Origin of the sequence: Campylobacter lari, assembly GCF_004357905.1 — a bacterium.
Classification (GTDB): Bacteria; Campylobacterota; Campylobacteria; order Campylobacterales; family Campylobacteraceae; genus Campylobacter_D; species Campylobacter_D lari_D.
The window spans coordinates 332,879-345,026 of the sequence record NZ_SMTT01000001.1; the positions used below are offsets into that span (position 1 = coordinate 332,879).

Here is a 12,148-nt window from a genome sequence, read left to right on the forward strand (position 1 = left end):
ATAAATGCAATTTCAAACTGAAGTTAATCAACTTTTACAACTTATGATTCATTCTTTGTATTCTAACAAAGAAATTTTTTTAAGAGAGCTTATTTCTAATGCAAGTGATGCACTTGATAAACTTAGTTATTTAAGCGTGAGTGATGATGCTTATAAAAATTTAAAATTTGAGCCAAAAATTCAAATTAATTTCAATCAAGAAGCAAAAACCTTAACTATAAGTGATAATGGTATAGGTATGAATAAAGACGATTTAATCAATCATCTTGGAACCATTGCTAAAAGTGGTACAAAAAGCTTTTTAGAGAACTTAAGTGGTGATGCCAAAAAAGACTCTCAACTTATAGGACAATTTGGTGTAGGCTTTTACTCTGCTTTTATGGTAGCTTCTAAAATAGAAGTTTTAAGCAAAAAAGCATTAGATGATAAAGCTTATCTTTGGACTTCTGATGCAAGTGGTTATGAAATAGAAGATGCAAATAAAGATGAACAAGGCACTTGCATAATCTTGCATTTAAAAGATGAAGAGTTTTTAAACTCATACCGCATTGAAAGCATAGTAGAAAAATATTCAAATCATATACAATTTCCTATTTTCATGGAAAAAGAAGAATATTTACCACTAGAAGAAGGCGAAAAAGAACCTAAAAAAGAATTAAAAAACACTCAAATTAATACAGCAAGTGCCTTATGGAGACAAAATAAAGCAAATTTAAAAGCTGAGGATTATGAAAGATTTTATGAACAAAACTTCCATGATTCAAACAAACCTATGCTTTATATCCACACAAAAGCTGAAGGTTCTATAGAGTACAATTCTTTATTCTTTATACCTGCACAAGCTCCATTTGATCTTTATAGAGTAGATTATAAAAGTGGTTTAAAACTTTATGTTAAAAGAGTTTTTATAAGTGATGATGATAAAGAATTATTACCAACTTATCTAAGATTTGTGCGTGGGATTATTGATGTAGAAGATTTACCGCTTAATGTTAGTCGTGAAATCTTACAAGAAAATAAAATCTTAAAAAGCGTTCAAGAAGCAAGTGTTAAAAAAATCCTAGCTGAACTTAAAAAATTCAAAGAAAAAGATAAAGAAAATTATCTTAAATTCCATGAAAATTTTGGAAAAGTTTTAAAAGAAGGTTTATATGGTTTTGGCGAAAATAAAGACGCTATAGCTAAGCTTTTATATTTTAAAAACTCAAATAAAGAAGAATTAATTGATCTTGAAGAGTATAAACAAAACCTAGCTGAAGGTCAAAATGAAATTTTTTATATTAGCGGAAAAAATGAAAAACTTTTAAGAAATTCTCCGCTTCTTGAAAGCTATAAACAAAAAAATATCAATGTTTTATTACTTGATGAGGAAATTGATACCATAGTTATGCCTATGATGAATGAATTTGAAGGTTTAAAATTTAGCGCTATTAACCATCTAGCTAGTGAAGAAACTAGCGAAGAACAAAAGACTGAATTTGCAAGCTTACTCATCAAAATAAAAGAAGTTTTAAAAGATGAAGTTGAAGAGGTAAAACTTAGCCAAAGACTTTCAAATAGTCCAAGTTGTATTGTTTATGATCAAAATAAACCTGATTTTGCTATGCAACAAATTCTTAAACAAATGGGGCAAGAACAGCAAGTTAAACCTATACTTGAAATCAATCCTAATCATGAAATTTTAAAAGCCTTAAAAGAAAATGATACTTTAGCTAATGAAATGGCACATATTCTTCTAAATATGGCTAAACTTAGTGAAGGTATGGGTATAGATAACCCTAGCGAATTTAACAATGCCTTAAGCAAAATCGTTTCCAAGGCTTTAGAAAAATGAAAAATATAGCTATTTCTAAAGATATTTTGCACGAATTTTGCATTATAGATGTAAGAACCCCAAGCGAATGGAAAAGCGGGGTTATAAAAGAAGCTTTACTCATCGCACTTTGCGATGATAATGGCTTTATGAATGAAAACTTTATCCAAGAGTTTAAAGAAAAAGTAGATTATCAAAATAAAAACATAGCCTTTGTGTGCGCTACAGGCTCAAGAAGCAAACATACTGCTATGATGATAGAAGATACTCTAGGTATAGAATGCACTAATTTAGATGGTGGCATGGTAGCACTTTTATCACAAGGTTATGAAGCTACAAAAAAGGGAAATTAATGATAAAAAAAATACTTTTATCTTTAATGCTTTGTACTAGTTTTGTTTTAGCAGAAGTTAAAAATATAGATATTAATGCGGATATTTTGGAAAATTATCAAGTAATCGATATTAGAAAACCTAGCGAATGGGCACAAACTGGCACAATAAAAAATGCCATTAAAATTAGCTTTTATAATGAAGATGGAAGCTTGAATAAAAATTTCGTTGAGGAAATTAAAAAGATTTCAAGCAAAAAATCTATCGCTATAGTTTGTAGAAGTGGAGCAAGAAGTGCTAAGGCTTCTGCTTTACTAGAACAAAATGGTATAGAAGTTACTGATTTAAAAGGTGGTATGAATGCACTTTTATCACAAGGTTATGAAACCTCAAAATAAGTCTAACTAGACTTATTTTTTCTTTGGTCTAAACACAGAAATTACTTCTTCATTATTTTCAATATAAGCTCCACCTATCAAATCTACGCAATAAGGAATAGCAGGAAATATAGGCTCAATGCATTCTCTTATAGCTTTTGGATTACCCGGTAAGTTAATAATTAATGATTTTCCTTTTATACCTGCACTTTGTCTTGAAAGTATAGCCGTTGGTACATATTCTAAGCTTTTTGCACGCATTAACTCCCCAAAACCTGGAAGCATTTTATCACACACTGCTTGCGTTGCCTCTGGTGTTACATCACGCAAAGCAGGTCCTGTACCCCCTGTAGTAAAAATCAAATCACATTTTACTTCATCTGCCAAATAAGCTAATTTTTCTATGATTAAATCATACTCATCAGGAATTAGCTCATAATAAAAGCTTTTTTCATTTTTTATATAAGAATCTAAAATTTTTTCTATCTCTACTCCGGATTTATCCTCATAAACTCCGCTACTTGCTCTATCTGAAAGTACTAAAATTCCTATTTTTACCATTTTCACTCCATTATGATTTTTTCTATATCTTGTTTGTCTATTTTTTCATTTTCTAAAAGAATACTAGCTAATCTCACTACTTTTTCTTTCATTAATTCTAAAAATTCTTTCACTTCTTGCTTTTGCTCTTGTAATAAACCCTCATTTGCCATGGCGAAAGTTTCCATAAAAACGAGCAATTCTTTAACCTTTAAAAGATCACTTTGTGCATTAGTGTAACTTTCATTAAAAATAAGCTCCATAGCAACTGAACCTGCTAAAAAAACTTTTATTTTATTTAATAATTCTGATTTTGATTTGATAGTATTTTCATATTCTTTAAACCTATCTTCAATTAGGGTAATTTTTTCAAATTTAACATCAAAATAAAAAGCACACAAGGCTTTAGCTGCTTGATATGTGGCTTGAATTTTTCTTTCCTTGTCGCTTAGAGAAAAAATCTTTTTTTTACCCATTAAAACTTTATTAAGCACTGCAAAAAAATCATTTTCTTCTATTAAATCTGATTTTCTTCTTATAGCATTAATAGCCGCTTCATTAACTAAAGTCTCCAAGGCAGCTCCACTAAAACCCACACTAGCTTTTGCAATTTTTTCTAAATCTACGCTAGATTTTTTTTCTTTCATATAATTTTGCAAAATATGCATTCTATCTTTAAAATCAGGCAAAGATATAAAAATTCTTCTATCAAAACGCCCTGATCTTAGTAACGCATTATCCATAAGGTCGATTTTATTTGTAGCAGCCATCACTATAACACCACTATTATCTTCAAATCCATCCATTTGAGTTAAAAGTTGATTTAGCGTATTATCTCTTTCTACATTGGAAAAATCCCCTCTACTTTTACCAACTGCGTCAATTTCATCTATAAAAATAATACTTGGAGCTTTTGATTTAGCTTTTAAAAAAAGCTCTCTAACTCTTTTTGCGCCCATACCTACATAAATTTCTACAAAACTAGCCCCACTTTGATAAAAAAATGGCACTCCAGCTTCACCTGCTACTGCTTTTGCTATCAAGGTTTTACCTACTCCAGGAGGGCCTACTAGCAAAACGCCTTTTGGCATTTTCACGCCAAAATCTTTATATTTTTGAGGATTTTTTAAAAAATCAACGATTTCCAAAAGCTCCACCTTAGCCTCATCAACCCCTGCTACATCTTTAAATTTAACTTCACTTACTACATCTTGTATGGTATTATTTTGTTCATTTTTTTCTAAAATATTTTTTTCTAAAGAAAGTAAATTTTGCCTATCTTTGTTTTTTTTATTAAGAAAGAGTAAAAAGCTTATGAGAAAAGCAAGTAAAATAAATATCAAAAAAAACTCACTCAAATCATAATCTTTAGCATATTCTAAAGGAATTTTTTGCCACAAAGCATTTAAATCCACTACATCTTTAGCGATTAAAAAATTTCCTTCTTTGCTTTTTAATAATATTTCATTATTTTCTACTATAGCCTTTTGGATTAAATTTTGTTCTAAAAGCTCTTCATAAGCAGCCTTGCTAATATAATCTGGTTGATTTTTTAAAAATGCAATCAATATAAAAACACAAAGCAATAAAAATGAAGCCAAGATAATCTTTTTATTTTTCATCCTCTAACCTTAAATAGTTACAATCTTCTTTGCATTCATATTTTTCAATACTTATCCATTGTTTAGCAATATCTTCTTTGCTTGTAATTTTGATTTTATTAAAAAATTGATCATAGCCTTCATAAAAACCATCTTTTTTACTCTCGACTAAAATTTCTAAAATATTTTTTTGGTTTTTTCTAAACTCATAATTATTTTGTGCGACTATATCTTTTAAAATATTTAATCTTTCTTTGGCTATATCACCATTAATTCGCTCACTCATAGAAGCAGAATGCGTTCCATCGCGTGGTGAGAAAATAAAAGCATGAATATGTGTGAGTTTAAATTGTTTGAAATTTTCTAAAGCTTCTTGCCATATCAACTCACTTTCCCCAGGATGTGCTACGATAAAGTCTGTTCCTAAAGCAAAACCCTTTTGATTTAACTCATTAAACAATGCTAAATCATTTTGCGTGTGTGATCTTCTACGCATAATGCGTAGCATTTTCTCATGAGTGTGTTGCAGGGCAATATGTAAATGCTTTTCAAGCCAAGGTTCATCTAAAATTTCTTTAAAACTCTCATCAATTTGAGCAGGCTCTAAACTCCCAAGTCTTACTCTTTTTATACCATTAATCTTGCCTATTTCTTGCAGTAATTTTCCAAGTGTAGTTTTATCTTTTAAACCATAACTTCCTATATTAGTACCCGTTAAAACTACTTCACTATAACCATTTTGAGCCAAAAGTTTGATTTGTTTTATTATTTCCTCGCTTGGCATGCTTCTTGATTTACCTCTAACACTTGGGATTATGCAATAACTACAAGCAAAGTCACATCCTTCTTGAATTTTTACAAAAGCTTTAGTGTGATTTTCATAATTACTTACGATTTTTGTATCGATAAAGCGTAAATTTCCAAGCTCATAAAAGGCTTTATCCTGTGAGATTAACTCGTTAATTTTATCTTTATTAGAAGCTCCTAAAACTCCAAAAATTTCTTTTTTATTAAAAAAATCCTTTCCCTTACTTACAGCACCACAGCCTGTAAGTATAACCTTAACTCCATTTTTTTTTACACTATTAATATAACTTCTAAGCCCACTATCAGCACCATTTGTAACCGTGCAAGAATTTATCACTATCACATCAGCTTCTTGTTCATTTTGTGTGACAATATGATCTTTAATATAAGTTTTTAATAATTGCGTATCATAAATATTAGTTCTACAACCAAAAGTTTTAAAATATACCTTTTTTTTCAAATATCTTCCTTATTTTCTATAAATTCATGTTTTGCCATATATAAATTTTGCGATGGATAGGCTATTTTTATATCATCATGTTTATTAAATTCATTGATAATTTCTTTACTTATATTACTTCTTAAAACCAAGGCCGCATAAGAATTTGTCATATACCAAGCAGAAATTCTCATACCATAACCTTCTAAAAATGTAAAAAACCTAGGTTCTACTTTAGGATTTCTAATGCTGTATTCATTTCTTAATTTATTCATGGATTCTTTTGCAATTTTTGTATAGCCTTTGGAAGCTTTTATAACGATTTCTTCTACTATATCTAAGGCTTTTTGATGATTTGAATCAAAAGTTAAAGTAATATCAAGTCCATCCCAAATTGTTTTCATCCCATGATGAGTATAATTTGATATAAGATTGGTAAAAATAAAGTTATTTGGTATGAAAATTATCCTACCACTTCTTCGATTATCTGTATAAGTTAATAAAGATATATCTTCATACAAAGTTATTCTTAAAAACGAAATATCAATTATATCGCCGATATAATGTGTATTGTTTTGAAAAACTCTCACCCTATCGCCCACTCTAAAACTTCCACCAAAAACTATCACACACCAACCAAGCATAGACATAAACATATCTTTCATAGCAATAGCCAAACCAGCAGAAGCAAAACCAAGAACGGTCACTAAATAGCTGATATTTTCAATATATCCAAAAAGCAAGATTAAAACAATTACATTGATATTAATAAAATTAATGATTTTATTTGCTGTATAAAAGCGATCATTATCGCCTATATATTTTCTAGCTATAAATTTGAGTAAAAATGCTATGGCTACAACTATAACAATAGCCAAAACTATATTGAAAGCTCTTACACCCTGAATTTTAATTGAAGCTGTCGTTTTTTCAATCTCTTCTTGAATTTTTTTCTCATACACAGAATAAGAAATTTCTCCAAAACGCAGAGTTTGTGAAAAATCTCTAACCATTTGATTGGATATTTTTAAATATTCATCATGCTCTTTATTAGAAGATAATTTAGCTATTTCAGCTACTAAAACATTTTCTTTTATAAGCTCATCTAAAGTTTGCTTAAAACTATTTAAAAGATTGACATATTCTTCTTTGTCGCGTCTTAATTTTTTTATATGTGAGTATGCTGAAATAATAGCTAAAGGATTAGTTAGCTTATCTATTTTATCAACTTCTTCAGGTGCCAAAACCATCTTAGAAAAATTTGCACTTTTATACTCACTTAAAAGCTCTAGTCTTTCTTTTAAAATTAAAATTTGTCTTTCTATAATGCTTTTATTGCGTTCATTAGCTTTTAAACTTTCTTTTTCTAAAGCCAAAATTTCATCTTGAGTTTTTTTGTAAATGTTAAAATTATTATATTTAATTATCCAAGTATTATATGCTAAATTATTATGTAATTCATTTAATTTTTGTTCTAAATGCTCTATATCATCTTGCGCTAAAAGTAATGTAAAGGGTAAAAGTAAAATCAATATAATTTTTTTCATGCAAACACCTCTAAAGTGTATAAAATATCTTCCTTAGATATATCATTTTTTATACAAGCTTTTCCTAAACCACAAGCTAAAACAAAATTAATCTTTTGAAAATGTGTTTTTTTATCTAAGAAAAAGGCATTATAAAACTCTTCTATATTTGAAATTTTATAAGATATGGGTAATTTAAATTTCACAAGCAATTTTTGTACTCTTTGGCATTCTTGCTCGCTTAATAACCCCAAATTTAAAGCTAGAATATTTGCCATGTTCATACCTATAGCCACGGCTTCACCATGTAAGTACTTTTTATATCCTGTTTGATTTTCTATAACATGAGCAAAAGTATGACCATAATTTAAAAGCATTCTTAAGCCACTTTCTTTTTCATCTTGTGAAACCACATTAGCTTTAAGTTCTATACTTTTTTGGATGATTTGAGCCAAGGTAATATCATCAAGTTTAGTATTTAAAAATTTATCCTCGTCTAAATTTTCTAAAAAAGATAAAATTTTTTCATCAAAAACCACAGCCATTTTGATAAATTCAGCCATACCAGCAGCTAGTTCTCTTGAAGGTAAGGTTTTTAAAAACTCACTCTCACAATACACCGCTTTTGGCTGATAAAAAGTGCCTATTAGATTTTTACCAAATTTATTATTCACCCCGGTTTTACCACCCACACTTGCATCCACACAAGCTAGTAAAGTTGTGGGAATATTGATAAATTCTATCCCTCTTTGATATATACTTGCTACAAAACCACCCATATCAGAGATCACCCCACCACCAAAGCTTATAAGCAGACTTTTTCTATCTAGCTTATAGGTACACATTTGATCTAAGATATATTCTATAGTTTGTAAATTTTTATACTCTTCACCATCTTTGATTTTTATAACAAAAAGTTCTTTAGCTTGAATTTTTTTCAAAAGCGTATCTAAATGTAATTTTGCTACTAATTCATTAGTTAAAATCACGACTTTAGTATCAAAATTTAACTTTTCTAGCTCATTTATATAGACATTATAACTTGTATTTTTATCTAAATTTACCTTAACTTGCATTCTTTTCTCACAATGATGGTATAAACAATTGATAATTTTTATTCATCTTATAATATATCGTATTTAAATCCGTTTTTAAAATTTTATTGAAATTGTTTCCTAAAATTTTTTCATTAAATGGTACAAAATGCAATATATTTTGTTTGTAAGAAAATTTATTGATAGGATTATGTTCTTTTTCTTCTATCAAAAGTAATTTTTCATCATGAAGTTTTGAAAGGCTTTCAAAATACTGATGATATTCAAAAATTTCGGCTTTATTTAATTTTAAAGCATAGTAATACAAGGCAAGGCCTAGTTGAATTTGCTTGTTAAAATCAAGCATAATAGAAGCAATACCCTCTACATCTTCAAAATTTGAACTTAAAACTACAGAAGATTTTAAATCTGCAAAATCCCCTTTACCTGCTTTTAACACAGGAAGTTTTAAAGTAAAAAGAAAACTTTTTTCTTTTTCAAAAAGATAATCCTCCACCACTAGCAAACCTATGCTAGTATTTTCCACAAAAGGTTTAATGTTTTTTATATTTGTGCTTTCAAAGTCAAATATCACTTCAGTGCTATTTTTATGCAAGGATTTAAGTTTATAATACATAGGAGTTAAAGTAGGATTAATCACCTTAAAATAAAGTTTTTTGCTATTGATTCTTACATGCAAAAGCAAGCTTGCAAAAATAAGCTTTTCTATAGCAAACTCACTCATTTTTTTCATATCTATAATACAAAGTATATTATCTCCAAAAGGCGATGGAAAGCGTCCTAAGCTTGTTTTAACATTAGTAAAAACACTTTGCAAAACTTTAGGATCACCTACGATTAAAATGCTATCATTTGGCATTAAAATAAGCCCAGGTCTTGCCAGAATAAATTCATTATTTCTATAAACCATTACAATTTTAAAGCGTTTTTGACTAATAGAGCTTATGTGCCTATAAGCAAAGCTTGATCCTGCAGGAATTTTAACTTCCATAATCTCACCTTGTCCAAGCCCTATAAATTGTGCCATTGAAGGCATATTATCCAAACAACCTGTCAATCTTGTACTTAAAGTATCATAAATATTAATTACTTCACAAAAATTATCATCAATTTGGCTATTCCACAAATCCATAATAACTATATTTAATCTTGGGTATAATTTTCTTAAATTTTTATAGCAAGCTAATGTATCTGCTTCTTCTTGCATATAAATAATAGCTTGATGAAAATTTTCTTTTAATAAATTTTCTAGCTTAATCAAACTCGTAGGATCAAATTTAAAAAAAGAAATTTGTTCATTCTCTAAGTCTAAGTCTACGCTATCATCATTATAATACACAACACTCAAAGACTCTTTGAAGGTTTTGTTATTATAAATTTTCTTTAAAAAATCTTTCGCAAAAGGTCCATCAGCTAGTAATAAAATCTTATTCATTCACACCTCTAAAATATAAAGTATAATTATAGCAAAGTTATAGTTTATATTTTAAAGTTTTTATTTTTTCAAAAATACACCCCTCCACTTAAATACAATTTCATTCTATGTTCATCATCATATTTATACTGATGAACTGCTCTTGCTGCATCAAGCTTTATATAATACTCATTAGCTTTATTATAAAGTATTTGTAAGCCTACTGCATCTAAAAAATGCTCATCTGCTAATCTATCCCCTGAAGCTTTTTCATACCAAGCATAACCTACATCATAAAAGGGAGTAAAATAAAAATTAGTATTTGGTATATTTATTCTTATACCAAAGTTAGCTACTATGGTATTATCTCCATCTCCCTCTCCATTATCATAAGCTCTTACCCCATAAGCTCCACCTAAAGATGAACTTTCAGAAGAATCTAATTCAAAATTTCCTAATACCTTTTGATAGTTTATATTTAAAGTATGAGTAATATACTCATTAATACTATAATAATTATTCAAACTAGCATTGAGTTTTCTAAACCAACCAAAGCCTTTGCCTCCACTTTTAGATGTACTTCCAAACATAGTAGTACCATCATCATTAACCTTACCTATACTTATCTTAACACTATAACTTAAAGTATTATTCTCAAAGCCTCTAAATAAACCTTCTAAACCTATACTACCCACATTAGAATGTTTATTAATACTATAATCTTCAAATATGTTTGAAAAAGGTTCATCTTTTAATATCTTATGATAAATACTAGAAGTAAAGTATAAAGATGAATTAGTATTAATCCATACAGGATAAGAAAAGTCTATACCGAAATTTCTAGAAGTACCGCTAAAGCCAACTTCTTGATAATCTCCACCTAAAGAATAAGAGCCTTGAGATATACTTGGAGTAATTTTTAAATTTCCTAAAAAGAAAGTATAACTAGCCCCATAGTTAATTTGTTTTTCATTGCTTGATTGTAAGTAAAAATTATAATAATCTCCCATATTAAGTATAGAATTAAATCCCATACTAATACCAGCTCTAATATCCCCTGCACTTTTAATACCATAATTATCAGCATATAATAATACATTAGCCTTAGTATCAGGAACTACTTCTATAACTATATCAGTTTCTCCTACATTCTCTCCTGCTTGTAAGCCTGCTAGGGTTTGAATGCCATACATTTCATTGACTTTATATACACTATCTTCTATTAATTTAGTAGAGATGATTTTACCTTTGATTCTTTCATTAAGCTTACTTTCAATAAAATAATCTTTTATAGTAGTTTTATTCTTTATTATATACTTACCTAATGTTCCTAAGGCTATGTTTATTTGTACACTATCTTCAAATTCTTGTTGGGGTACATAAGCTGTTGCAGCAGGATAGCCATTAACTTGGAAATAATAAGCAATAATATTAGATATATCTTGTAAATCTTGCAAACTAAATTTTCTAGTGCTAAACTCACTAATGAGTATTTGTAAATCTTCTTCTTTAATACCTAGCTTTTCAAAGCTAGTGTTTTCATTAGTGATGATGAATTTGTATTTGGTTATTACTTCTTTAGTGGTGGTAGTATTAGTTTGATTACTTGAGTTAGTAGAGTTAGTGTTAGAACTATTGTTTGTTTGATTATTTGGATTACTTGTATTATTGTTGGTATTGGTTTGATTGTTTAATTTGGTAGTGTTGTTATTAAAACTATGATTGTTTGAAGCATTATTGGTATTAAAGCTATTATTAGTTGAATTAAAATTATTGTTTGTTTGATTATTTATACTAGAGTTAGTGTTAGCTTTGTCATTGTTTGTATTAGTGTTAGTTTGGTTATTTGGGTTGGTAGTGTTATTATTAGTTTGATTGTTAGCTTCCTCATTAGTTTTATCTTCTTGATTAAATTTTTCTTTTAATTCTTTCTTTTTTTCTTCAAAGTCTTTTTTAGCTTCTTGAGTTTTTTTATAATCATCTTTGGTTTTTAGATTTTCTTTGATAGCTTTGTTTTGAGGGAGGTTTCTATCAGGAGATAATTCTATAACCTTTTCTATATCATTTTTAGCTATGATAATACTTCCATTATTAGCATAGACTAAAGAGCTAATTGCTATAGTGCTAAGTAAAAGTTTTTTCATACTTATTTTTTCCTTTTAATGATGTATTTTAATTTTAAGTTTTTGTTTTTCAATATTTATATTGATTAATTAAAATATTTTTAATATGAGTATATTCATT

General features: G+C 28.4%; 10 protein-coding genes. 3 read left to right on the forward strand and 7 right to left on the reverse strand.

The window, feature by feature from the left end; all coding sequences use genetic code 11:
• Positions 1-4: 4 nt before the first annotated feature.
• From htpG to E2O22_RS01715, 3 genes are read left to right on the forward strand one after another with little or no spacing between them, the layout of a single operon-like run.
• Positions 5-1,834, forward strand: coding sequence for a molecular chaperone HtpG (gene htpG, locus E2O22_RS01705; RefSeq protein WP_133318942.1), 1,830 nt, complete (start codon positions 5-7; stop codon positions 1,832-1,834).
• Positions 1,831-2,166 carry a rhodanese-like domain-containing protein gene (locus E2O22_RS01710; protein ID WP_133318943.1) on the forward strand — a complete coding sequence of 112 codons (336 nt, stop codon included), beginning with the start codon at positions 1,831-1,833 and terminating at the stop codon, positions 2,164-2,166. The genes htpG and E2O22_RS01710 overlap by 4 nt, the downstream gene beginning before the upstream one ends.
• Entirely contained in the window at positions 2,166-2,543 is a 378-nt protein-coding gene (locus E2O22_RS01715) for a rhodanese-like domain-containing protein (protein ID WP_207920994.1), read from the forward strand. Before E2O22_RS01710 ends, E2O22_RS01715 begins: the two co-directional genes overlap by 1 nt.
• 12 nt (positions 2,544-2,555) lie before the next feature.
• On the opposite strand, the gene mog is transcribed toward E2O22_RS01715, so the two are convergent.
• The 7 genes from mog to E2O22_RS01750 form a co-directional block, all read right to left on the reverse strand.
• Entirely contained in the window at positions 2,556-3,083 is a 528-nt protein-coding gene (gene mog, locus E2O22_RS01720) for a molybdopterin adenylyltransferase (RefSeq protein WP_039618174.1), read from the reverse strand.
• 2 nt (positions 3,084-3,085) lie between these two features.
• Positions 3,086-4,684 (reverse strand): AAA family ATPase, encoded by a 1,599-nt coding sequence (locus E2O22_RS01725; protein ID WP_133318945.1) that lies wholly within the window; start codon positions 4,682-4,684, stop codon positions 3,086-3,088.
• Positions 4,674-5,930: a tRNA (N(6)-L-threonylcarbamoyladenosine(37)-C(2))-methylthiotransferase MtaB gene (mtaB, locus tag E2O22_RS01730; RefSeq protein ID WP_133318946.1), complete on the reverse strand. Its 1,257-nt coding sequence runs from the start codon at positions 5,928-5,930 to the stop codon at positions 4,674-4,676. Before mtaB ends, E2O22_RS01725 begins: the two co-directional genes overlap by 11 nt.
• Positions 5,927-7,456 (reverse strand): mechanosensitive ion channel family protein, encoded by a 1,530-nt coding sequence (locus tag E2O22_RS01735; RefSeq protein WP_133318947.1) that lies wholly within the window; start codon positions 7,454-7,456, stop codon positions 5,927-5,929. Before E2O22_RS01735 ends, mtaB begins: the two co-directional genes overlap by 4 nt.
• On the reverse strand, positions 7,453-8,511 hold the full coding sequence (aroB, locus tag E2O22_RS01740) for a 3-dehydroquinate synthase (RefSeq protein ID WP_133318948.1): 1,059 nt from the start codon (positions 8,509-8,511) through the stop codon (positions 7,453-7,455). The genes E2O22_RS01735 and aroB overlap by 4 nt, the downstream gene beginning before the upstream one ends.
• 7 nt (positions 8,512-8,518) lie before the next feature.
• Positions 8,519-9,925, reverse strand: coding sequence for a COG3400 family protein (locus tag E2O22_RS01745; protein WP_133318949.1), 1,407 nt, complete (start codon positions 9,923-9,925; stop codon positions 8,519-8,521).
• Between the two features lie 68 nt (positions 9,926-9,993).
• Entirely contained in the window at positions 9,994-12,048 is a 2,055-nt protein-coding gene (locus E2O22_RS01750) for a ShlB/FhaC/HecB family hemolysin secretion/activation protein (RefSeq protein WP_243705621.1), read from the reverse strand.
• Positions 12,049-12,148 lie beyond the last annotated feature (100 nt).